The following is a 22,541-nucleotide window of genomic DNA, read 5'->3' on the forward strand; positions in this document are numbered from 1 at the left end:
ATGCAGACCTCGAAGACGATCGTCGCGATCAACAAGGACGCCGAGGCCCCGATCTTCGACCTCGTCGACTACGGCGTCGTCGGCGACCTCTTCAATGTCGTGCCCCAGCTCACCGAAGAGGTCACCACCCGCAAGGGCTGACCTCGACGCACCACACAGCAGAGCGCACGGCAGAGCGCACGGCACGGCAGCCCGGGGCCGCACGGTGAACACACCGCGCGGCCCCGCACCGTTTCCGATCACCATTGACGCAGGTACGGCAGCCTTATAACTTCACTATACGGATTGTTGATTCCGGGAAGCGGAAACGACGAGAGTGTGGAGGGTGCGGAAATGGGTCAGCAGGAGAAGGTGGCGACGAGCCTCGCCGGAGCGGTCAGCGACGGGATCAGCGCCTCCCTCACAGGGGTGGACGCCGAACTCGCCCGCCGCTATCCCGGCGACCCCGGGACCCGCCAGCCCGTCCACACGGTCTACGTACCGGGGGACACCTTCACCGCCGGCACCATTCGCTCCTGGGGAGACCAGGCGCTGAAGGCGCTGGACGAGCACGCCCCCGACGCGGCCTCCCTCGCGGCTGTTCTCGGCATCCCGGACGAGCTCGCCGTGGCCGTACACGACCGGGTGCGCGCCAAGCTGGAGCGGGAACCCGTCGAGGACCTGCGGATCGACTTCGAGGACGGCTACGGCCCCCGCTCCGACGCCGAGGAGGACGAGACCGCGGCCCGAGCGGCCCGGCTGGTCTCCGACGCGTACGGCAACGGCACGGCCGCCCCGTACATGGGTATCCGGATGAAGTGCATGGAAGCAGCCGTCCGGGACCGGGGGATTCGCACCACGGACGTCTTCCTCACCGGCCTGATGCAGGCGGGCGGGCTTCCCGACGGGCTGGTGCTCACCCTGCCGAAGGTGACGTACCCCGAACAGGTCACCGCCTTCGTCCAGCTCCTCGAAGCCTTCGAGGAGGCGCACGGTCTGCCCTCGGGGCGGCTCGGCTTCGAGATCCAGATCGAGACCAGCCAGTCCATCCTGGCCGCTGACGGCACCGCCGCCGTCGCCCGGATGATCGACGCCGCGCAGGGCCGCGCGACCGGTCTGCACTACGGCACGTTCGACTACAGCGCCTGTGTCGGCGTCAGCGCCGCCTATCAGGCGAGCGACCACCCGGCCGCCGACCACGCCAAGGCCGTCATGCAGGTGGCCGCCGCGGGCACTGGTGTACGCGTCTGCGACGGCTCGACCAACGTCCTCCCCGTCGGCCCGACCCCGCAGGTCCACGAAGCCTGGCGGCTGCACCACGGCCTCACGCGGCGCGCTCTGGCCCGCGCCTATTACCAGGGCTGGGACATGCACCCGGGCCACCTGCCGACCCGTTACGCGGCCGTCTACACCTTCTACCGCGAGGGACTGGAACAGGCCGCGGCCCGGCTCGCCGCGTACGTGGCGAAGGCGGGCGGCGACGTGATGGACGAACCCGCCACCGCCAAGGCGCTCAGCGGCTATCTGCTGCGCGGCATCGACTGCGGCGCGCTGGACACCGCGGAGGTGGCCCGGCTGACCGGGCTGACGCGTGCGGACCTGGACGCCTTCGCCGCACCGCGGCGCGGCGGGCTGACGGTCACGGCGCCGTAGCAGGTGCCGCGCCCGGGACGATCGGATCACCGGCGCTGTATGGGGCCTCCGATGCGCCGCGCGCGCTGGGAGAGTCTGCTGCGCAGCCGCATGCTCACCAGCACACCGACGAGCAGCACGAGGATCGCCAGGCTGGTGATCCGCCAGAGGATGCTGTTCAGCACGGTGACCACGCCGATGAACGCGAGCCCGAGCAGGAACACCATTTCGCGGAGTTCCTTCTTGAGCTGATAGGTGCGGCTGCAGCGGATTCGCACGGTCGCCAGCCACTGCCCCTCGACGCCGAGCCCGGACCACAGCCGGCGGTCCAGGAATGCCCAGGGCAGATCCGGATAGGTGCCGAGTGCATCGAGTGAGCTCGGATAGCGGCTGGTCATGTCGCCGCCGTGCAGCTCGGTGCGACGGTTCTGTACCTCGTCGCTCGTCTGGATGGCCTTCAGTTCGAGGACCGGCACGATCCCGTTCTCGTCGGGGAAGCCCTCCAGCACCACGGCGTCGCCGCTGGACACACCGATGAGCTGAAGTGTGAGGGCGTCCAGCAGGCAGACCTCGTGCTCCGCGCTGGCACGATCGCCGTCCTGGATCCTGCAGGTGACGTAGCTCTGCTTGCCGAACAGCACATCCTGCCAGCGGTGCTTGGACTTGGGCAGCGTGGCCGGGCGCACCGTGACCGCTTCGCCCGGCTCGACCCCCACACAGATACGCAGCGAGCGGTCGACCTGTACGGTGTGCCGGTCTTCCCGGTTGATCTCGGGCGCGACCACCACGTTGGCCAGTGCGCCCAGGCGCTCGTGCCGGGCAGTGGGGACCTGAACGTTCTGCACGATCACGTGGCTCGGGTGGCGCAGCGCGGCGGCGAGCCCGGCCGAGATCCTGACGACGCCCGAACCGCGCTGGTCGTAGGTATCGGGGGTGCGGGCGGCGTGGAAGGATCCTGAGGGCAGCTCATTGGCCGGGTGGATGTCGTCGTACGGAATGTTTGACGGGGCCTCGGGGACAAGCCCCTCCAGCCCCGACAGTGTGGTGCGCTCCTCGTCCCGGAACAGCCGGGTGCCCTTCTCACAGAGCTGTTCGTCGCCGCGAGCCCGTGAGCTGAACTCCTCCGGGGTGTCGCCGAACCACTCCCGCAGGCGCCGCGACTCCGAGAGGAGGTCGGTGAGCAACTGCCGTTCGCCGGGGTGCGGCCTGGGGGCGCCCGCTCCGTCGTGGATCACGCCGTAGCGGTGCACGTACGCGTAGACACCGCCCAGCCACTCGCCGGAGGGCATCTCCACGGGGAAGCCGTCGGCGGGCAGGAACACCCGGTCGTACTCGCCACCGGGTGTGAAGACGCCCTCGCTGCTGTCGACGATCTCCAGCTGGGCCGCGTCCAGCCAGGTGACGAACAAGTCGCGGGTTCTGCCCGGCGTGTGGAAAGGAGATGCCGAGACGTAGCCGAGCGGGCTCACATAGGCGGAGACCCCGACCTCGATTCCTGTTGAGCGGACCTTGACCATGGGAACGGTCGAGGAGACGCCCAGCCCGTCCATCTTGTGCCGGAGCTGGGCCGGGCAGGCGTTCGAGCCGATCGAGAGCACGGGGAATCGCTCACCGATCAGCGGTTCGTTGGCGCTCATCAGCGCGAAGTCGAGCGGTACGGGGCGACCGGGTTCGGGGTTGCCGCTGAATTCGTTGCCGGGGCTCTCCACCAGCCACTGGGCAAGCCGTCGGTTCCGCTTGGGCCGTAACCTCAGATATTGGTTCCGATGCAGCAGGCCCGATTCCACGGGCCAGGCTCCCGGGTAGATGAGCGGGTGTTCGCGTGGCGCTTCATCGAGGCCCAATGCCTCAAGCGTGCGTTCGTTCACCTTGCGTCTGACCTTCCCCCGGAATAGGAGCACGGGCGCGGTGCGACCGACATCCTAGTGAACCGGGCACCGTGTCTCCTAGAAGGCCAGACGGTGCGAAAGCGCTCAAGTATTCTCAGAACGGACGCAGTTCGCCCGAACCGCGCGCGATGAGCCTGGTGGGGAGCTCCACCCGCACCGGGGCGTGGTCGGCGCCGTCCAGGCGGCGGAAGAGGTGTTCGGCCGCGGTGCGGCCGACGGTCGCGGCGTCCTGGGAGATGACGGTGATACCGAGCAGATCCGCGAGCTCGATGTCGTCGAAACCGACCAGGGCGACCGGTCGTTCGCGGTCGGCCAGGACACGTACCACGGTCACCGTCACCCGGTTGTTGCCCGAGAAGAGGGCGGTGACCGGTTCCGGGCCGGAGAGCATCGTCTCGGCTGCCCGGCGGACCCGGTCGGGCTCCGTGGAGCCGAGGGAGACCCAGGAGTCCTGCACGGTTATCCCGGCGTCCGTCATGGCGGTGTGATAACCGCGCAACCGCTCGGTGGCGGTCTGGATGCGGGGCTGGTCACCGATGAACCCGATCCGGCGGTGGCCGTGCGCGATCAGGTGGGCGACGCCCTGGCGGGCGCCGCCGAAGCTGTCCGAGAGGATCATGTCGGCATCGATCCGGCCCGCCGGCCGGTCCACGAAGACGGTCGCGATGCCGGCCTTTATCTCCTGCTCCAGATAGCGGTGGTCGTCACCGGCCGGAATCACGATGAGCCCGTCGACCCGGCGCGCGCACAGCGCGAGCACGAGCTCCTGCTCCCGCTCCGGGTCCTCGGCGCTCGAACCGTTGATGAGCAGGGCGCCGTGCGCGCGGGCGACCTCCTCCACGGCGCGGCTCAGCGGCCCGTAGAAGGGGTCGGCGAGATCCTCCAGGACGAGTCCGATGGAGGCGGTACGGCCCTTGCGCAGCACGCGCGCACTGTCGTTGCGGCGGAAGCCCAGCGCGTCGATGGCCTCCTGGACCCGGCGCTCGGTGTCGGGCGTGACGCCCGGCTCGCTGTTGACCACGCGGGAGACCGTCTTGAGCCCCACTCCGGCACGCGCGGCCACATCCTTCATAGTCGGCCGGTTGCCGTAACGGGGCTCGGGGTGACGGGTGGTCTCGGCCACGGTGCGCTGTCCTGTCGTCGGGTGCGGGGCTGTCCGGCGGGGCCGCGGAGAGTACCGCGGAGGGAGCCGGAGGCTGTGGCGTCGAGCATAGGCCCTGGACAACGTTGTCAGCTGAATGGAGACTATGCAGACTATTTACTGAAGCCGCAGGTCCCACCCCCTCACCATCCGGAGCCCACACCGATGCATACCGACCTCGTAGCCGCGCTGGACATCGGCGGCACCAAGATCGCCGGCGCGTTGGTGGACGGCAGTGGCAGGCTCCTCGTGCGCGCGCAGCGGCCGACGCCCGCCCGGGAGAGCGGGGAGAGGGTGATGGACGCGGTGGGCGATGTGCTGGCCGAGCTGACCGCGTCGCCGCTGTGGGGGCGGGCATCGGTCGTCGGGATCGGCAGCGCGGGCCCGGTGGACGCCTCCGCCGGGACCGTCAGTCCGGTCAACGTTCCCGGCTGGCGGGACTTCCCGCTGGTGGAGCGGGTGAGCAGGGCGGCCGGCGGGCTTCCGGTCGAGCTGGTCGGCGACGGGGTCGCGATGACCGCGGCCGAGCACTGGCTGGGCGCGGCACGTGGTTACGACAACGCGCTGTGCATGGTCGTGTCGACCGGTGTCGGCGGCGGGCTCGTCCTCGGCGGCACGCTCCGTCCCGGCCCGAGCGGCAACGCGGGCCACATCGGGCACATCAGTGTCGACCTGGACGGCGATCCGTGCCCGTGCGGTTCGCGCGGCTGTGTCGAGCGCATCGCCAGCGGGCCCAACATCGCCCGCAGGGCGCTGGAGGGCGGCTGGCGGCCCGGCCCGGACGGTGACGCCTCGGCCGCGGCGGTCGCCGCCGCGGCGAGGGCGGGGGACGCGGTCGCCGCGGCCTCCTTCGAGCGGGCCGCGCAGGCGCTGGCCGCGGGCATCGCCGCGACGGCCACGCTCGTCGAGATCGACATCGCGGTGATCGGCGGGGGAGTGGCCGGCGCGGGCGACGTCCTGTTCGCCCCGCTGCGCAGCGCACTGCGCCGCTACGCCACGCTCTCCTTCGTCCAGCGGCTCACGGTGACGCCCGCGGTCATGGGCAACGACGCGGGGCTGGTGGGTGCGGCGGCGGCGGCGTTCGCGGTCCGGGCGGGCGCGGACGGCGTGGTCCCGGTCTGACGACCTGGCGGGCGACAGGGAGCGGATCAGGCGGTCAGATCATAAGGGCTGTCCGACGGATTGTGAGACCGGTGCTGTCCGCTTATGAGACCGGCGCTGTCCGCGCAAGGGGCGGACCCGAGGTGCCGGGCCCGCTCCCTCGCATGCCGGGGGCAGGGGGATTCGGTCAGCAGGTGATGCGGAGGTCCCCCCAGTCCGCGTGGTCGGAGTCGTCGCCGTCGCCTCCGTTGGTGACGACCAGCCGGACGACCTGGGCGCCGCTCACATCCGCCGAGACGGGCTGCGCCGGCATCGCGTTGGTCAGCACCCCGGTCGAGGCCGCCTTGGTGCCGTCCGCCCAGATCTCGAAGGCCACACTTCCCTTGCCGCCCTTCTCGTCGTCCACACCGACCCGGGCCGTCACGGTGTCGCACGCGCCGCCCGCGTAGTACTCGACGGTGCTGTCCGCGTGCACGCCCAGCCCCTTCGCGTAGACCTCGCCGCCGATGGTGAGCGGATTCCCGTCGCCCGCCGCGCTCTCACCGTTGCTGGTGTCCTTCTCGACCGGCCCGTAGCCGTTGGACGCGGAGAGCTGTGGCAGATCGCTCAGATAGCCGCCGCCGGCCGGTGGCGCCACCACTACATGGGCCTGGAAGGGCACCGAGGACCGCACACGCTTTCCGGCGGGCGAGCGGTACTGAGCGGTGAGCGTCAGGTCGTACGTGCCGGCCGCCGTGCCGGCCGGGGCCGTCACCCGCCAGCGCGTGGTCAGAGTCCGTCCGGTGGGCAGCGCGGCGGCCGTCGTCGCCGAGCCGGCCCTGACCTGCCAGCCCGACGGTACGGTGAGGGCCGCCGAGACCTTCAGAGCAGGCGTACGGCCCAGATCGGTGACCGTCGTCGTCAGCGGTGCGGTGCGTCCGGCTTCGATCAACGGACTCCCGTTCAACCCGAGTTCGGCGGCCGGTGGATGCACGGCCCACCCGCTGTCGGCGGCGACACGCAGCAGCACGGTCCCGTGCGCCGGAACGGTCGCCGAGATGTCGCCCGCGGTGTTGTAGTCCGTGTGTTCCCACAGATCACGCATCGTGTACGCGGCTGCCCGAGGCAACCCCGTCGCCGCGGCCGTCGTGGAGATCCGCTGCGCGTTCCCGGTCTCGTTGAACAGCGCCACCGCCCGGCTGCCGTCCTCCAGCTCCTTGGAAACGACCCAGCGCCCCTCGTCGGAGGAGAGCACGGTTCCCTGCTTGCCCAGCGGGTCCTGGTCGACCGCGATGACCTCGTGGTTGGAGAGGATGTCGAACGTCTCGGGTGTCGCCTTGCGCAGATCGGAGCCGATGAGGAGCGGAGCGGCCATCACCGACCACATGGAGAAGTGCGTGCGGTATTCCGTGTCCGTCATCCCGCCGTTCCCGACCTCAAGCATGTCGGGGTCGTTCCAGTGTCCCGGTCCGGCGGCCGCGGCGAGCGGCAGATTCTGCTTCATGATCGACAGCATGCTGCTCCAGCTGTCGTTGATGTCGCCCGTGGTGCGCCAGAGATTGCCGAGTTCCGCGGCCCATTCCCAGGGCTTGTTCTGCCCCCATTCACAAATGCTGTAGACGATGGGCCGGCCGGTGGCGGCAAGCGCGTCCCGCATCGTCGTATAGCGCTCTTTCGCGTCGACACCCTGGTTGTTGCAGTTGTCGTACTTGAGGTAGTCGACGCCCCAGTCGGCGAACTGCCGCGCATCGCTGTACTCATGGCCGAGTGCGCCGGGAAGGCCGACACTGTCGCAGGTCTTGGTGCCCGCGCTGGTGTAGATGCCCAGCTTGAGCCCCTTCGAGTGGACGTAGTCCGCGACGGCCTTGATGCCGTTCGGGAACCGCACCGGGTCGGCCTCCAGCTTGCCTTCCGCATCGCGCTGCGGCTTGGCCCAGCAGTCGTCCAGATTGACGAACTGATAGCCGGCGTCCTTGAGGCCCTTCTCGACGAAGAGATCCGCGATGCCCTTGACCATCGACTCGTTGAACTCGGCCCGGCAATGGGTCGAGTTCCAGTTGTTGAACCCCATGGGGGGTGTGAGAGCGAGATCGTTGCCGGCCCGCGCGTCGGCGGCGGACGCCGGGGCGGGGGAGGGTCCCGGGGAGTCCGCGGCGGCGGGGAAGGCGATCCCCGCCGCACACAGGAGTCCTGTGGTCAGCGCTCCGATGACTCTGTGGGGGCCTGAGCGGGTTGTGCGGACTGGAAGACGACGCATTGTTACGTTCCTCCGGAATCGTGCCGAGACTCGTTGAGGCATGTGCACGCCAAGGCGTGCGATTACGTTAGAGCGTGTTGAAGTCTGTTGGAAGGGGGGCGGTGTCGGTTGTTCGGCAACTCGTCAAAGTCCTTGACGGGGACCATGGTTGGGCGTGATATCCAAGAAGGATCCAAGAAGGCGCGTTCGGTTGTGTTGAGTTGCCTTCCGTAGGAGGGGGTCATGGCGTGCACGTGCGACAGGTCAGATGCGCCCGGCAGTGTCACAGGACATCGGATGTCCCGGCGAAGGTCAGCGCGGTGAAGCCCGCGCGGCCAGGGCGGACATGCCGGCGAGAGAATCCCCGATTCGGCGGCCGTGCCGTGAATGCCCCTGGTCAGGTGGACGGCCGCCGCGTCGAGGACACCGGCCGGGAGGTCGTGGCGGTACAGGAAGTGCATGATGGGCCTCCTTCCCGCGCCCAGAGCTGCGTGCGCACCCGGCCCGGACGGGCGGACATGCCTCCGATCGAGTCACTCGGGCCCGCCGGCCGAGGAAGTTGTCAGTGGTCGGTGCGATCCTGCTGCTATGGACGAGATCATGCGGCGACGGGTGTACGGCGCCGATCACGACGACCCCGACCCCGGGCCCCGGCCGGGGCGTGTCTACCGGGAGCTGGTGGGCGGCCCGCTCGACGGGCTGCTGCTGGACGTGACCGGCTGGACGGAGGTCGCCCTCGCGGACGGTTCCGCCCTGATCACCGAGATCGGCTCCTACGGGGCCGGCGGCAGAGCCGAGTACGGACCGAGGGCGAATGAGCCGTACAAGTGGGACTGGCGGGGCGACACCCCCTGAGCGCCAGGGTGTGTTCCGCGCGTTCCCGGAAGCCCTGCCGCGCCGGCCCGCGGTGCCCGCTGTGCCGTCAGCGGCCCCGGTCCGCGTACTGCTGCGGCACGACCACCAGGAACGCGTCCTGTTCCAGATCCATTACGACCTCCGCAGCGACACCCTCGCCGCGGCGGGCCGCCGCGAACTCCTCCGCCGGCCAACTGCCCCGCGGGCCTCCTGCGGGGAACTGCTCAAGCACGGTGCGAAGCACGGTCCACCCCCTGTCGGTCTCTCTGCTGTCGGCTCCAACGACGTCCGGCCGTCTCCGTTACGGCTCCGTGGACGCCGCTCCCTGTCCCTCGGGACGCCGGTGAGGGCCGTCCGCGGTTGCGTTCGTGCAACGGCATCGCCTCAAACGGGTTTTCGCGGCAGGGTGTTGCGGGCAAGCCTCAGGGGGCTACGGAAGAGGGGGAATCGTGATCGTCTGGATCAACGGTGCGTTCAGCGCGGGGAAGACCAGCGCCGCGCGCGAACTGATCGATCTGATCCCGAACAGCACCTTCTACGACCCGGAACTGACCGGCGCGGGGCTGCGGTATCTGCTGCCCCAGAAGAAGCTCGCCGAGGTGACCGACTTCCAGGACCTGCCGATCTGGCGGCGCATGGTGGTGGACACCGCGGCGGCCCTGCTCGCCGAGGTCGGTGGGGTACTGGTGGTGCCGATGACGCTGCTGCGACAGGAGTATCGCGACGAGATCTTCGGAGGGCTCGCCGCCCGGCGCGTTCCGGTGCGCCATGTGCTGCTCTCACCTGAGGAAACGATCCTGCGGAAACGGATCGCCGACCGAGTGGAGGACGACGACGATCCCGAACGCAGCGAGCAGGTCCGGCAGTGGGCGTACGAGCACATCGGGCCCTACCGGTCGGCGCTCGACTGGATCACCGGGGACGCCCACACCATCGACAACAGCGTACTCACCCCGCGGGAGACCGCCGAACTGATAGCCGAGGCCCTGCACACGGGGGCGGCGCCGGCCTGCGAGATCGTGCAGGATCCCGACCCGACCGCCGAGACCGTCGCGGCCGGGGTGCTGCTCTTCGACGAGGACGGCCGGGTCCTGCTCGTCGACCCCACCTACAAACCCGGCTGGGAGTTCCCCGGTGGCATCGTGGAGTCCGGCGAGGCCCCGGCGCAGGCCGGGATCAGGGAGGTCGCCGAGGAGATAGGGATACATCTCGCCCGGGTGCCGAAACTGCTCGTCATCGACTGGGAGGCGCCCGATCCGCCCGGATACGGTGGGCTGCGGCTGCTCTTCGACGGAGGCCTGCTGCCGGGCCGGGACGCCGAGCGGCTGACGCTACCCGGCTCCGAACTGCGCGGCTGGCGGTTCGTCACCGAGGCGGAGGCGGCCGCCATGCTGCCGCCCACCCGGTACGAACGGCTGCGCTGGGCGCTGCGGGCCCGCGAACAGTCAGCGGTGTTCAACCTGGAGGCCGGAGTCCCGGTCGGCTGAGGTGCGCAGTACCGCGGCGGTGCCGACGGTGACGGGATCACCGTGGCCGAAGCAGGCCGTGGCCGGTTCCAGCGCCGCCAGCCGCTGGAACGAGGCCACGGCCTGCTCGCGGTCGATGTTGAAGACGCCCAGCATGACCTGCCCCACGCCGGCCACGCAGTCCCCGGTGAACAGCACCCCGTGCGCGGGGAGATGGACACCGATGGAACCCGGGGTGTGGCCGGGGGAGTGGATCACCCGGGCACCGCCGCCGAAGTCGATCGTCGAGCCGTCGGAGAGCTCGCGGTCGACCCGGGTCGCGGGGGCCACCGGAACGGTCAGCCCGTGCTCGTACAACGGAACCTCCCAGTCGAGCAGCACCGGGTCGCCGATCTCCTCCTCGCCCCGGATCACCGGGGCGTCGAGCCGGTGCGCCAGGATCTCGGCGCCGTGGCGGTCGGCGAGCTCCTGGGCGGCGCCGTAGTGGTCGCGGTGGCCGTGTGTGATGACGATGCGGGAGATGCGGGCGGGGTCAAGACCGAGACCGCGCACCGCGTACTCGATGGCGGGCGCGGCGTCGATGTCGCCCGCGTCGATCAGGGTCAGCTCCGCCCCGTCGCGCCAGAGGTACGCCTGCCCGATCGGGAAACGGAACATGTGCAGTCGGGGAAGCACTTCGACGAGATCCATGCGACGAACGTACGCAGCGGCGGACGTCCGCCGCACGGATCTACGCTCTGGGCGCGCTTCGCTCAACGCGTAGCGGCGGCGGGCACGGGAGGCGTTGAGCGGCCTGCCCGGCCCGACGGGACGCGGGCGGGCGGCTCAGGCCTTCTTGGAGGCGGCGTAGTTCTGCAGGAACAGCGCCTCGGCCACTGACATCCGCTCCAGTTCCTCGGGCGACACGCTCTCGTTCACCGCGTGGATCTGCGCCTCGGGCTCACTCAGTCCTATCAGCAGGATCTCCGCCTCCGGGTACAGCGAGGCGAGCGTGTTGCAGAGCGGGATCGAGCCGCCCATGCCGCAGGACTGCATCTCCTGTCCGGGGTACGCGGCCCGCATGGCATCCGCCATCGCCGCGTACGCCGGGCTGGAGACGTCGGCGCGGAACGGCTGCCCCTGGCCCACCTGCTCGACCGAGACCCGGGCGCCCCACGGCGCGCGCGACCGCAGATGCGCGGTGAGCAGCTTCGTCGCCTCGTCGGCGTCGACGCCCGGCGGCACCCGAAGGCTGATCTGTGCCCGCGCGCTCGCCTGCACCGAGGGTGTCGCGCCGACGACCGGCGGGCAGTCGATGCCGATCACCGTGACGGCCGGCCGCGCCCAGATCCGGTCCGCGACGGTACCGGTGCTGATGAGTTCCACCCCATCGAGGACCTTCGCGTCCTTGCGGAACTCGGCCTCGGGGTACTGGAGACCGTCCCACTTCGCCCCGGTGGTGAGGCCGTCGACGGTCGTCGTACCGTCCTCGGCGCGCAGCGACGCGAGCAACTGGATCATCGCGGCCAGCGCGTCGGGCGCTGCGCCGCCGAACTGCCCGGAGTGCAGGTTCCCTTCGAGGGTGTCGAGCCGCACCCGCAGCATCGTCATCCCGCGCAGGGTCGAGGTGACCGTGGGCAGACCGACCCGGAAGTTGCCGGTGTCGCCGATCACGACGGTGTCGGCGGCGAGCAGCTCCGGATGCGCCTGCGCGTACTGCTCCAGACCTCCGGTGCCCTGCTCCTCCGAGCCCTCGGCGATCACCTTCACGGAGACCGGCACCCCGCCGTTCGCCTTGAGGGCGCGCAGCGCGAGGAGGTGCATGACGAAGCCGCCCTTGCAGTCGGCCGAGCCCCGGCCGAACCAGCGGCCGTCACGTTCCGTCAGCTCGAAGGGCGGGGACAGCCAGGCGGACTCGTCGAGCGGCGGCTGCACGTCGTAGTGCGCGTAGAGCAGCACGGTGGGCGCCCCGGCGGGACCGGGCATGAAGCCGTAGACGGACCGGCTGCCGTCCGGGGTGTCGAGCAGGGCGACGTCCTGGAAGTCCTCGGCGCGCAGCGCCCCGGCGACCCATTCGGCGGCGGCGTCGCACTCGCTTCTCGGGTACACCGCGGGATCCGCCACCGACTGGAAGGCCACCAGCTCGGCGAGCTCCGCCTTGGCGCGGGGCATCAGTGAGGCGATGGTCTCGGAAATCGGATGGGCGGTCATGGGCACGCTCCTAGCAGGTGCGACGTTATGTGTACGAATCCGTGTACTTGAACGCCGCGAATGCGGCGTTGTGGTTACGACGGAGGCACGGCCGATCCTCCCACAGCAGGGGTCGGGCGGAACGCGCCGTAGGATGCCGTGAGCAGCTTGGGCCACTGGTCGGATCGGGAGCAGAAGCACATCGTGAGCAGCGAGAACGCAGACGCCGGACATGAGCACGAAGACTCGTCCGTGTGGGATGTCGTCGTAGTCGGCGCCGGACCGGCGGGAGCCTCCGCGGCATATGCGGCGGCGGTCGCCGGCCGTCGGGTGCTGCTGCTGGAGAAGGCGGAACTGCCCCGTTACAAAACATGTGGCGGTGGCATCATCGGGTATTCGCGTGATTCGCTGCCGCCCGGGTTCGAACTGCCGTTGCGGGACCGGATTCACGCGGTCACGTTCTCGCTGAACGGCAGGCTCGCGCGGACCCGCCGCTCCAAGCGCATGCTCTTCGGGCTGATCAACCGCCCCGAGTTCGACGCGGGTCTGGTCGAGGAGGCGCAGAAGGCCGGAGCCGAACTGCGCACCGGCGCGACGGTGTCCCGGGTGGAGCAGCACGGCGCCGCGGTGCCGGACCGGCGCACGGTCGCGGTCGTGCTGTCCGGCGGCGAGACCGTCCTGGCCCGTGCGGTGGTCGGCGCGGACGGCAGTGCCGGGCGGATAGGAGCACACGTCGGGGTGAAACTCGACCAGGTGGACCTGGGCCTGGAGGCGGAGATCCCCGTTCCGCAGACGGTCGCGGAGGACTGGGCCGGCCGGGTGCTGATCGACTGGGGCCCCATGCCGGGGAGTTACGGCTGGGTCTTCCCCAAGGGCGACACGCTGACGGTCGGTGTGATCTCGGCGCGCGGCGACGGCGGCGGCACCAAGAGGTACCTGGAGGACTTCGTCGCACGGCTCGGTCTGGCCGGCTTCGAACCGAAGATCTCCTCCGGCCATCTGACGCGCTGCCGCAGTGACGACTCGCCGCTGTCGCGCGGCCGGGTGCTCGTGTGCGGTGACGCGGCAGGTCTGCTGGAGCCGTGGACCCGCGAGGGCATCTCGTTCGCGCTGCGTTCGGGGCGGCTCGCCGGGGAGTGGGCGGTCCGGGTCGCGGAGTCGCACGACGCCGTGGACGCCCGCCGTCAGGCGCTCAACTACGCCTTCGCCATCAAGGCCGGACTGGGCGTCGAGATGAGCGTGGGGCGGCGCATGCTGAAGCTCTTCGAGCGCCGCCCGGGGGTGCTGCACGCGGTGCTGACCGGATTCCGTCCGGCGTGGAACGCGTTCGCGGGGATCACCCGGGGAACGACCTCGCTCGCCGAGCTGGTCCGTTCGCACCCGCTGGCGCAGCGGGCCCTGTCCACGATGGACCGCAAGTAACCACCGCCGCTCCCCGGGGGAACGGCGGACGTCCGGCCGGATCCGGCACTCGCGGGATCCGGCCGAGGCGGTGCGGGGGAGGGGCCTGTCGGGGCCGGCCGCTCAGTCCTCGACGGTGATCCGGAAGACGGGGTGGTCGGGGCAGGCCGCGAGGAGTTCGGCATCCGTGGACTTCGCCGTGATGCCCTTGAAGTACTGGTTGACCTCCCAGCCCCAGCGCTTCAGGTAGGCGCGGACGACGACCGCCTTGTACGCGTCGTCCGCGATCTCCACGGCAGTGAATACGCGGTTGCTGCGGCCCTTGCGCAGTTCGCCGCCGCCCGCGGCCCGCATGTTGCGCACCCACTGCGAGTGGCCACGGGCCGAGACCAGGTACTGCGCGCCCTCGTAGGTGTGCGGGTTGACGGGGATGCGCTGCAGCCGGCCGCTCTTGCGTCCGCGGACCGACATCTCCTGCGTGCCGAGCAGAGTGACGCCGTGCCGGGCGAGGCGGCCGACGAAGCTGTTCAGGCGGACGGTGAGCGGGCTTCCCTGAAGGTAGTAAGCCTGCGACATGATGACCCCCACTGCTTGAGAGAGCGGTGCTCTCGCTTGAGATCAGTGTGCACGAGAGTGGTGTCCAAAATCAAGAGCACTGCTCTCGTTGTAGGTCGCCGCTCCGGTCGCGTGGCAGACTGAGATTCATGAGCGCTATCCGAGGAGCCAGGGAACGGGCCCGTATCGAGGTCACCGCCGCCATCAAGGACGAGGCGCGCAGGCAGCTCGCGGCCGAGGGGGCGGCGAAACTCTCGCTGCGCGCGGTGGCGCGCGAGCTCGGCATGGTCTCCTCCGCCCTCTACCGCTATTTCCCCAGCCGCGACGAACTGCTCACGGCCCTGATCGTCGATGCGTACGACTCCGTGGGCGAGGCCGCCGAGAGCGCCGCCCGGCCCGGCGCCCCGGGCCGGCCTGCGCCCGCCGCCCATCTGGCACGCTGGGTCGCGGTCGCCTGTGCCGTACGGGGCTGGGCGCTGGCACACCCCCATGAGTACGCCCTGATCTACGGTTCGCCGGTGCCCGGCTACACGGCGCCGCAGGCCACCATCGGACCCGCGTCGCGCGTCGGCCGCGTCCTCATCGCCGTTGTCGAGGACGCCCACCGCGAGGCGGGGCTCGCGCTGCCGCCGCTCGCCGCGGAGCTGCGTCCCGAGGCCGAGAGGCTCGCCGCCGACCTGGCCCCCGGCCTGCCCCCCGAGGTCGCCGTATCGATCGTCGCCACCTGGTCGCAGCTGTTCGGGCTGGTGTCGTTCGAGGTCTTCGGCCAGTTCAACCGGGTCGTGGAGGCCAGGGACGTCTTCTTCCGCCATGCCGTCGTGGAGCTGGCCCGCACGGTCGGCCTGCTCGGCACCGCCGTCCGCGGCGGCACCGGCACGGCGGGCCGGGGGCGGCGCTGAGAACGCGCCGCCCCCGGGCGCACCTGATCCCGGCTGTCCAGGGGGCCGGCCGCGCCCCGGCCGCCTCGCACCACCTGGCTCCGCGCCCCGGCCCTCCCCGTTCGCCGTACTCCACAGGGAGTACGGGTGATCACCACGCCCGGCGGACGCCCTCGCGGTGGTCCGCGGTCTAGCGTGGCCGGCATGGAAGAGCAGCGCTCACAGGCAGGCGGCGGTCCCCCTGGGGAACAGGGCGGACCACCGCGGCGACGGCCCTGGGCGCACGGGGAACCGGACGGCGCGACGACGGACTACCGCGGCCCCGGCGCGCCCTGGAGCCACAGTGAGCCGCCGCGCTGGCTGACCGGGGTGCGGGGTCGGTCCGCCGCCCGCCTGCCCTGGCTGTCGACCCTGCTGCTCGGCGTCGTCGTCATGGTCGGATCGAGTATCGCGGCCCACGGTCAGCTCGGCGAGAAGGCCCCGCTGGACCTCTTCGCCCGGCTTCTGCTCCTCGTCTCCGTGGCCGTGCTCCTGGTGCGCCACCGTCACCCCGTCGTGGCCGTCTTCGTGAGTTCGGCCGCGGCGATGGTCTATCTCGGTGCCGGATACCCGTACGGACCCGTCTTCCTGGCCGTCGCCGTGGGCTGCTTCAGTGCCGTCGTCTCCGGACACCGAAGGGCCGCGTGGTCGGCGGTCGGCATGGTGTGGCTGGGGCACCTCCTGGTCGCCCACTGGCTCTACCGCTGGCTGCCGCCCTCCGGCGACTCGGCCCCGCCCTGGGGGCAGGAAGTCGGGGTCGCCGCCTGGGTGGTGGCCATCGTCGCCGCCGCGGAGTTCGTCCGCGTACGCCGCGAACAGTGGGCCGCCCAGCGGATGGAACGGGCGACCGCGGAGAAACGGCGGGCCGACGAGGAGCGGCTGCGGATGGCCCGGGAGCTCCACGACGTCCTCGCGCACAGCATCTCCGTCATCAACGTCCAGGCCGGGGTCGGCCTCGCCCTGCTCGACTCCGACCCCGAACAGGCCCGCACGGCGCTCACCACCATCAAGGCCGCCAGCAAGGAGGCGCTCGGCGAGGTCAGACAGGTCCTCGACACGCTGCGCACCCCCGGGGACGCGCCCAGGACGCCGGCGCCCGGACTCGACCGGCTGCCCGAACTGGTGGAGCAGGCCGCGAGCGCCGGACTGACCGTCACCGTCACGACGGACGGCGCACGCGGCGCCGTGCCGCCCGGCGCGGACCTGGCCGCGTTCCGGATCGTGCAGGAGGCGCTGACCAATGTGGTGCGGCACTCGGGTTCGCGTACCGCCGAGGTCCGGATCGGTTACGAGCCGGGCCGCATCCGGCTCCGTGTCGACGACCGGGGACCGGCCACCGGCACGGACGCCGGGGGCAGCGGCAACGGGCTGGCGGGCATGCGGGAGCGGGCCGCGGCGCTGGGTGGCACGATCGAGGCCGGGACCCGCCCCGACGGCGGCTTCCGGGTACGCGCCGAACTCCCCCTGCCGGCCGGCGGGACCGACGGGGCACCGCACCAGAAGGAGACACCGTGATTCGCGTACTGCTCGCCGATGACCAGCTGCTGGTCCGGGCGGGATTCCGGGCGCTCCTGGACGCCCAGCCGGACATCGAGGTGGCCGGCGAGGCCGCCGACGGCGGGGAGGCCGTCCGCCTGGTGCGCGAACTGCGGCCGGACACCGTGCTGATGGACATCCGGATGCCGCATCTCGACGGCCTCGCCGCGACCCGCGCGATCACCGAGGACCCCGCGCTGAACGAGGTGAAGGTGGTCATGCTCACCACCTTCGAACTCGACGAGTACGTCTTCGAGGCGATCCGTTCCGGAGCCTCCGGCTTTCTGGTGAAGGACACCGAGCCGGAAGAGCTGCTGCGGGCCGTCCGGGCGGTGGTCGCCGGTGACGCGCTGCTGTCCCCGGGTGTCACCCGTCGCCTGATCGCCGAGTTCGCGGCCCGCTCCAAGGAACCCGCTGCCGCGCCGGGCCTGAGTGAACTGACGGAACGGGAACGGGAAGTGATGGCTCTGGTCGGCATAGGGCTCTCCAATGAGGAGATCGCCCGCCGGCTCGTCGTCAGCCCGCTCACGGCCAAGACCCATGTGAGCCGTACCATGGTGAAGCTCGGTGCCCGCGACCGGGCCCAACTGGTCGTGCTCGCCTACGAGTCGGGGCTCGTACGCCCCGGCTGGCTGGGCTGAGCCGGCGCCGGCGGACCACCCGCCGGACCGATCTCGACGGCGGTGTCCCGGCGGCCGAACCGCCACAGCACGTCGATGACCCGCCCCACGAGGACGAGCCCGGCCACGCCGGCCGCGATCATCAGCAACGCGGACCGCAGGCCGCCGTGCGGTGCGAGGAACACGGTGGGGACGCAGACCACGATGAACGCCGCGGCGGCCATCAGGGCTCCGGTCAGCACGGCGAAGCCGATCTCGACGGTCATGGCGTCACGGTCGGCCTGGCTTCGGTGTCCCATGTCCGAAGTGTCACAGGAGCGGTGGCGGCGGACAACCCCACCCCGTACGGGGGCGGAGCGCTTCCCACCCGTGCGCGGCCGGGATGTCCCGCCCCGAACGCGAAGCGGCGCCTCCTTCCGCTGAAGGGGGCGCCGGCTCAGGACCAGGTGACCGCGGAGTTCTCGCGCCACAGCCGGGCGAGACCGGGATCGCCGGTCACGGTCAGGGCGGAGAGCGGCAGCCGGTTCCGGAGCGAGAGACAGAGCTCCTGGGCCGTGGCGCTCAACTCGCAGTCCGCGGCGCGGCCCGTCGGCGCCCCGGCGGTCCCGCGCACGGCCCGCGGCGGCTCCGCCGAGAGCTGTACGGTCCAGACCGTGCCGGTGTCCGTGGCCCGCACCCGCAGCGTGCGGGGCACCTCGGTACGCAGCCGGCTCTTCGGGCGGGTGTGGAAACCGCGGAGCAGTTCGTCGACGCCGTCCACGGCGTGAGGGGCTGCCACGGGGGACAGGGCCCCGCCGCGTGCCCGCTCCGCGTCCACCCGGTGGATCGTGGTCTCGTGCGCCTGCCGCCGTGCCCAGAACGCGAGCGGCGACGGCGCGGCGAAGAAGGTCCAGCACGTCACGTCCGGCGGCGCGCCGTCCAGGACGTCCACCAGCCGGCGGTGTCCCTCGCGGAACCGGTCGAGCAGCGCGGGCCCGTCCAGGTCGGGCTCCCCGGCGTCGGGGACGTACGTGGTGTGTCCCTCGGCCACGAAGGCGGCCGCCCAGGTGTGGACCATCGCGGCGTGCCGGAGCAGGTCCCGCACCCGCCAGCCCGGACACGTCGGCACGGGCGCCCCGGTTCCTGCCTCCTGCGCGGCTTCCGCCAGCAACCGGCCTTCGCAGGCCAGGGTGTTGATGTGCTCCGCGATCTCCGTGGCAGGGATTGTGCCAGTGGTCAGACGCCCTGGGGGTGGGCGGAACGCGTCCGCCCGGCACCGCCGCGCAGCAGGCGTACGAACCAGCCGAGGACGAACGACTGCACCAGCACGGACACGGCCAGGGCCAGGTACAGGTACCAGTCGGGCCCGACCGCCTCCGCGCCCCACATCGAGCTGCCGAGGAGGAAGACGAACACGGTGGGCGCCGCCAGGAGGAAGAGCCAGACCCCGGAGAACGAGGCGTCCTCGTGGGTGACGAACAGGATGTCCACGGTGACGAACACGGCGGTGGCCGCCACCACTCCCAGATAGATCAGTGAGGCGGCGTTGCCGAAGGTCAGGCGTGCGACTGTGCGAAGGCGCTGCTTGGATATGACCGGCTTGTTCATCGTTGCTCCCCGTTGGTGGCTGACTTCTCCATGGTGCGTCCGGGGAACCGTTTCTGCCTGAGTACCGCTACTTACTTGATCATGTGAGCACTTGCTCAGGTGTGCGCCACGTTTCGGGCGCCGTACCCCAGCGCCGCCGCGGCCGCCGCAAGCAGGGCCACCGTGGTGAGAGCCGCCGGCAGCGAGAACCAGTCGGTCAGGAAGCCGATCGCGGGCGGTCCGAGCAGCATTCCGCCGTATCCGAGCGTGGAGGCCGCGGCCACTCCGCCGGGACCCGCCAGCTCGCCGGCCCTGCTGACCGCGACCGGGAAGATGTTGGCCAGGCCGAGCCCGGTGACGGCGAACCCGAGGAGCGCGAGCCAGGTGGTCGGGGCGAGCGAACCGAGCAGCATGCCCGCCGCGGCGGTGCCGCCGCCCGCGACCAGGGTCCGGGTCTGGCCGAGCCGTTCGAGGAGCGCCGTGCCGCTGAGCCTGCCAGCCGTCATGGCCATGGCGAACAGCGAGTAGCCCGCCGCCGCGATCCCGGGATGGGAGTGCAGGTCCTGTTCCAGGTGGAGCGCGCCCCAGTCGGCCAGGGCGCCCTCGCCGTACGCCGTGCAGAGCGCGATCATGCCGAAGAGCAGCACCACGCGGCGCGCCCGTCCGTCCAGGCGCTTGGGGCGCTCCGCGCTCGCGGCAGCCTCCGCCGCGGGCTTCGCGACCGTGTGCCGCAGCAGAACCGGGCCCGCCACGGCCGTCACCAGCAGTCCGAATCCGGTCAGGAGGAGAAGGTGTGCGGCGGGCGAGAGGCCGCCGGCCACCAGCCCGCCGAGCCCGGCACCGACCATGCCGCCGAGACTGAACGCGGCATGGAAACTGGGCATCACGGGGCGCCGCAGGGCGGTGACCAGATCCACCGCGGCGCTGTTCATCGCCACGTTCATCCCGCCGTACGCGGCGCCGAACACCAGCAGCACCAGGCCGAGCGAGAGTGCCGAATGGGTCTGCGCGGGCAGCGCGATGCTGAGCGGGAGCAGTACTCCGCACACCACGGTCACCGCGTGGCTGCCGAAGCGGTGGCAGAGCCTGCCGGTGAGCATCATGGTGATCACGGCGCCGGCGGATACGCCGAGGAGTGCGAGGCCGAGGGTGGCGGCCGAGGCGCCGGTCTGCTGCTTGATGGCCGGGATGCGGACCACCCAGCCGGCGAAGAGGAACCCGTCGAGGGCGAAGAACACGGTCAGAGCGGTGCGGAGACGGGAGGACGAGGGTGGGGCGGGGTTGCCGCCCGGTCCCCCCGGCAGGGCCGTCCGCAGTTTGTTTAGTTGCGGCACAAAGTCAGCATAGAGGCCCGCCGACAACGGGCGCAAGACGGCCGACGGCCGTGGCCGCGCAGGGGAGGAACCCGGCCACCACGGCGTCCGCAACACCTCCGGATCATGGGAGACTCGCCCCCATGAACGGCAAGGTGACCACCACCCGGACGAAGTTGGAGAGGGGCCGCAGCGCGCTCGGGCCCGCGCTGGAACTGGTCCATACCGGACGAGCGCCCACCCGTGCGGTCCTCACCTCGGAGCTCGGTGTCACCCGTGCCACGGCGGGTGCGGTCGCTGCGGAGCTGGAGGCGCTCGGCCTGATCAGGGTGGACTCGAGCCCCGGTTCGGCCGCGGGCTCGCAGGGGCGTCCCTCGCACCGGCTTGCGGTGCGGGAGTCCGGGCCGGTGGCCGTCGCGGCCCAGGTCCACGCGGACGGCTTCCGGGCCGCGCTGGTCGGGCTCGGCGGCAGGCTCGTCGCGACCGCCCCGGGGTGCGTCACCATCACGGCGGACCCGGCGCAGGTCATCGGTGAAGTCGTGGACGACTGCGCCCGGTTGCTGCGGGACAGCGGGCTGAGGTGTGTGGGGGCGGGGCTCGCCGTGCCGTCCGCGGTCGCCGAGCCGGAGGGCACCGCCCTCAACCCGCTCCACATCGCCTGGCCCGCGGGCGCCCCGGTCCGCGAGATCTTCGCCACATGTGTCCGCGAAGCGGGCATCGCGGGACCGGCGTTCACCGGAAACGACGTCAACCTCGCCGCGCTCGCCGAGCACCGGCACGGGGCCGGGCGCGGCGCGCAGCATCTGCTCTGCGTGGCCACCGGACACCGCGGTGTCGGCGGGGCGCTCGTCCTGGACGGCCGCCTGCACAGCGGGAGTTCGGGGCTGGCCCTGGAGGTCGGCCATCTCACGGTGAACCCGGAGGGCCGGCCCTGCCACTGCGGCGGCCGCGGCTGTCTCGACGTCGAGACCGACCCGCTCGCCTTCCTCACGGCGGCCGGGCGCGCACCGGGCCCCGAGGAGTCGCTCCTCAAGCAGTCCGGGGACCTGCTGCGCAACGAGTACGGCGACGTGGCGGTGCGGGTCGCCGCGGAGGAGCTGATCGACCGGCTGGGCCTCGGCCTCGCCGGGCTGGTCAACATCCTCAACCCGGACCGGATCATCCTCGGCGGACTGCACCGCGCGCTGCTCGACGCCGACCCGGAACGGCTGCGGGCCGTGGTCGCCGACCGCAGCCTGTGGGGGCGCAGCGGCAGTGTGCCGATCCTGCCCTGCACCCTTGACCACAACAGCCTGGTCGGTGCGGCGGAGCTGGCCTGGCAGCCGGTGCTGGACGACCCCCTGGGCGCGCTCGCCTGAGGGACGGGAGACGGGCGGAGGGCTGCGTGACGGCGGGGCCGCGATCCCGCCGAACGCGCCCGTTCACCTGTCGCAGGCCGGTCCATGGCCACGCGTCCCGGGGTCAGGCGGCATCCGTACGGGGCCCGAGCAGCGCGAGCAGTCCGCGGACGGACGCGTCGAAGGCATCCGCCGAACCCGAGGCGCGGGCCAGTACGTAGCCGCCCTGCACCGTCGCGACGATCGTCGCCGCGATGTCGTCCGGCACCGGAGGGCGGGTGAACTCGCCGCGCTCCAGGCCCTCCTGGACGATCGCGGTCAGCCTGCCGCGCAGCCACGCGATCGTCTCGTCGACGGGTGCCCGCAGTTCGCCGCTCGCGATGACCTCCGGGTCCATCGTCAGCCGCCCCACCGGGCAGCCCCGCAGCACGGCGCGTTCACGCATCAGGTAGCGCGAGATCCGCACGTACGCCGAGCCGGGGGAGTCGAAGGTGCGGCCGGCCGCCGCGCGCATCTCGGCGGCCGTGCGCCGGATGGCGGTGAGAGCCAGATCGGGCTTGCCGCTGAAGTGGTGGTACATGCTGCCCTGGCCGGCGCCCGTGTGCTGCTGGATGGCCTTGGGGCTCGTACCCACATAGCCGCGCTCCCACAGGAGCTCCTGGGTGGCTTCGATCAGACGGTCCGGAGTGCTCATGAACCCACTGGACGTACTAGGGCCTGTATTGGGTTGTCACGCGGCGTCACGGGGCTGGGCACGCCCGCTCGCAGCGTTGCCGAAAACGCCCTGGTAGCTCCGCTACAAGGGCGCTCCGGCGCCTTGCGATCGCACGCATCCAGCCCCGCTCCTTC

General features: G+C 71.4%; 21 protein-coding genes and 1 pseudogene. 10 read left to right on the forward strand and 12 right to left on the reverse strand.

Annotation, left to right across the window (positions count from 1 at the left end; translation table 11 throughout):
- Positions 1 to 141: pseudogene (locus tag AB0I52_RS16245) on the forward strand (electron transfer flavoprotein subunit alpha/FixB family protein); the annotation flags it as partial.
- A gap of 192 nt (positions 142 to 333) precedes the next feature.
- On the forward strand, positions 334 to 1,632 hold the full coding sequence (locus AB0I52_RS16250; RefSeq protein WP_363072986.1) for an aldolase: 1,299 nt from the start codon (positions 334 to 336) through the stop codon (positions 1,630 to 1,632).
- Between the two features lie 26 nt (positions 1,633 to 1,658).
- On the opposite strand, the gene AB0I52_RS16255 is transcribed toward AB0I52_RS16250, so the two are convergent.
- Both AB0I52_RS16255 and AB0I52_RS16260 read right to left on the reverse strand, forming a co-directional pair.
- Positions 1,659 to 3,320, reverse strand: a complete 1,662-nt coding sequence (locus tag AB0I52_RS16255; RefSeq protein ID WP_363072988.1) for a hypothetical protein — start codon at positions 3,318 to 3,320, stop codon at positions 1,659 to 1,661.
- 274 nt (positions 3,321 to 3,594) lie between these two features.
- The gene (locus tag AB0I52_RS16260; protein ID WP_363072990.1) at positions 3,595 to 4,623 is read right to left on the reverse strand and encodes a LacI family DNA-binding transcriptional regulator; all 1,029 of its coding nucleotides are present in this window, start codon (positions 4,621 to 4,623) and stop codon (positions 3,595 to 3,597) included.
- A gap of 183 nt (positions 4,624 to 4,806) precedes the next feature.
- On the opposite strand from AB0I52_RS16260, the gene AB0I52_RS16265 reads away from it, so the two are divergent.
- On the forward strand, positions 4,807 to 5,763 hold the full coding sequence (locus tag AB0I52_RS16265) for an ROK family protein (protein WP_363072992.1): 957 nt from the start codon (positions 4,807 to 4,809) through the stop codon (positions 5,761 to 5,763).
- Between the two features lie 166 nt (positions 5,764 to 5,929).
- Here AB0I52_RS16265 and AB0I52_RS16270 read toward each other — a convergent pair whose 3' ends face one another.
- Complete coding sequence (locus tag AB0I52_RS16270; RefSeq protein ID WP_363072994.1) at positions 5,930 to 7,978, reverse strand: NPCBM/NEW2 domain-containing protein; 2,049 nt, start codon at positions 7,976 to 7,978, stop codon at positions 5,930 to 5,932.
- Between the two features lie 567 nt (positions 7,979 to 8,545).
- Here AB0I52_RS16270 and AB0I52_RS16275 point away from each other — a divergent pair.
- Positions 8,546 to 8,812 (forward strand): hypothetical protein, encoded by a 267-nt coding sequence (locus tag AB0I52_RS16275; protein WP_362964480.1) that lies wholly within the window; start codon positions 8,546 to 8,548, stop codon positions 8,810 to 8,812.
- Positions 8,813 to 8,879: 67 nt separating this feature from the next.
- Here the strand turns inward: AB0I52_RS16275 and AB0I52_RS16280 are convergent, their stop codons facing one another.
- Positions 8,880 to 9,056: a hypothetical protein gene (locus tag AB0I52_RS16280; protein ID WP_207315030.1), complete on the reverse strand. Its 177-nt coding sequence runs from the start codon at positions 9,054 to 9,056 to the stop codon at positions 8,880 to 8,882.
- 205 nt (positions 9,057 to 9,261) lie between these two features.
- On the opposite strand from AB0I52_RS16280, the gene AB0I52_RS16285 reads away from it, so the two are divergent.
- Positions 9,262 to 10,299 carry an NUDIX domain-containing protein gene (locus tag AB0I52_RS16285; protein WP_363072996.1) on the forward strand — a complete coding sequence of 346 codons (1,038 nt, stop codon included), beginning with the start codon at positions 9,262 to 9,264 and terminating at the stop codon, positions 10,297 to 10,299.
- Here AB0I52_RS16285 and AB0I52_RS16290 read toward each other — a convergent pair.
- Both AB0I52_RS16290 and AB0I52_RS16295 read right to left on the reverse strand, forming a co-directional pair.
- Positions 10,258 to 10,968, reverse strand: coding sequence for an MBL fold metallo-hydrolase (locus AB0I52_RS16290; RefSeq protein ID WP_363072998.1), 711 nt, complete (start codon positions 10,966 to 10,968; stop codon positions 10,258 to 10,260). The genes AB0I52_RS16285 and AB0I52_RS16290 overlap by 42 nt on opposite strands.
- A gap of 135 nt (positions 10,969 to 11,103) precedes the next feature.
- Positions 11,104 to 12,468, reverse strand: a complete 1,365-nt coding sequence (locus tag AB0I52_RS16295; RefSeq protein ID WP_363073000.1) for a dipeptidase — start codon at positions 12,466 to 12,468, stop codon at positions 11,104 to 11,106.
- 183 nt (positions 12,469 to 12,651) lie between these two features.
- On the opposite strand from AB0I52_RS16295, the gene AB0I52_RS16300 reads away from it, so the two are divergent.
- Entirely contained in the window at positions 12,652 to 13,869 is a 1,218-nt protein-coding gene (locus AB0I52_RS16300; protein ID WP_363073002.1) for a geranylgeranyl reductase family protein, read from the forward strand.
- 102 nt (positions 13,870 to 13,971) lie between these two features.
- Here AB0I52_RS16300 and AB0I52_RS16305 read toward each other — a convergent pair whose 3' ends face one another.
- Positions 13,972 to 14,424 (reverse strand): nitroreductase/quinone reductase family protein, encoded by a 453-nt coding sequence (locus AB0I52_RS16305; protein WP_363073004.1) that lies wholly within the window; start codon positions 14,422 to 14,424, stop codon positions 13,972 to 13,974.
- A gap of 128 nt (positions 14,425 to 14,552) precedes the next feature.
- Here AB0I52_RS16305 and AB0I52_RS16310 point away from each other — a divergent pair, with 128 nt between their 5' ends.
- From AB0I52_RS16310 to AB0I52_RS16320, 3 genes are all read left to right on the forward strand, one after another.
- Positions 14,553 to 15,302 carry a TetR/AcrR family transcriptional regulator gene (locus tag AB0I52_RS16310; protein WP_363073006.1) on the forward strand — a complete coding sequence of 250 codons (750 nt, stop codon included), beginning with the start codon at positions 14,553 to 14,555 and terminating at the stop codon, positions 15,300 to 15,302.
- Positions 15,303 to 15,485: 183 nt separating this feature from the next.
- Positions 15,486 to 16,835: a sensor histidine kinase gene (locus tag AB0I52_RS16315; protein WP_363073008.1), complete on the forward strand. Its 1,350-nt coding sequence runs from the start codon at positions 15,486 to 15,488 to the stop codon at positions 16,833 to 16,835.
- Positions 16,832 to 17,497, forward strand: coding sequence for a response regulator transcription factor (locus AB0I52_RS16320; RefSeq protein ID WP_363073010.1), 666 nt, complete (start codon positions 16,832 to 16,834; stop codon positions 17,495 to 17,497). The genes AB0I52_RS16315 and AB0I52_RS16320 overlap by 4 nt, the downstream gene beginning before the upstream one ends.
- On the opposite strand, the gene AB0I52_RS16325 is transcribed toward AB0I52_RS16320, so the two are convergent.
- The 4 genes from AB0I52_RS16325 to AB0I52_RS16340 form a co-directional block, all read right to left on the reverse strand.
- Entirely contained in the window at positions 17,458 to 17,775 is a 318-nt protein-coding gene (locus AB0I52_RS16325; protein ID WP_363073012.1) for a DUF6332 family protein, read from the reverse strand. The genes AB0I52_RS16320 and AB0I52_RS16325 overlap by 40 nt on opposite strands.
- A gap of 137 nt (positions 17,776 to 17,912) precedes the next feature.
- Positions 17,913 to 18,680: a maleylpyruvate isomerase family mycothiol-dependent enzyme gene (locus AB0I52_RS16330; protein WP_363073171.1), complete on the reverse strand. Its 768-nt coding sequence runs from the start codon at positions 18,678 to 18,680 to the stop codon at positions 17,913 to 17,915.
- A gap of 11 nt (positions 18,681 to 18,691) precedes the next feature.
- On the reverse strand, positions 18,692 to 19,063 hold the full coding sequence (locus AB0I52_RS16335) for a hypothetical protein (RefSeq protein ID WP_363073014.1): 372 nt from the start codon (positions 19,061 to 19,063) through the stop codon (positions 18,692 to 18,694).
- A gap of 95 nt (positions 19,064 to 19,158) precedes the next feature.
- Positions 19,159 to 20,376: an MFS transporter gene (locus AB0I52_RS16340; protein ID WP_363073016.1), complete on the reverse strand. Its 1,218-nt coding sequence runs from the start codon at positions 20,374 to 20,376 to the stop codon at positions 19,159 to 19,161.
- 122 nt (positions 20,377 to 20,498) lie between these two features.
- Between AB0I52_RS16340 and AB0I52_RS16345 the strand changes: the two genes are divergently transcribed.
- Positions 20,499 to 21,713, forward strand: coding sequence for an ROK family protein (locus tag AB0I52_RS16345; RefSeq protein WP_363073018.1), 1,215 nt, complete (start codon positions 20,499 to 20,501; stop codon positions 21,711 to 21,713).
- A 103-nt stretch (positions 21,714 to 21,816) separates the two neighbouring features.
- On the opposite strand, the gene AB0I52_RS16350 is transcribed toward AB0I52_RS16345, so the two are convergent.
- Positions 21,817 to 22,386 (reverse strand): TetR/AcrR family transcriptional regulator, encoded by a 570-nt coding sequence (locus AB0I52_RS16350; protein WP_363073020.1) that lies wholly within the window; start codon positions 22,384 to 22,386, stop codon positions 21,817 to 21,819.
- Positions 22,387 to 22,541 lie beyond the last annotated feature (155 nt).

The organism is Streptomyces sp. NPDC050423 (assembly GCF_040655445.1).
Classification (GTDB): domain Bacteria; phylum Actinomycetota; class Actinomycetes; order Streptomycetales; family Streptomycetaceae; genus Streptomyces.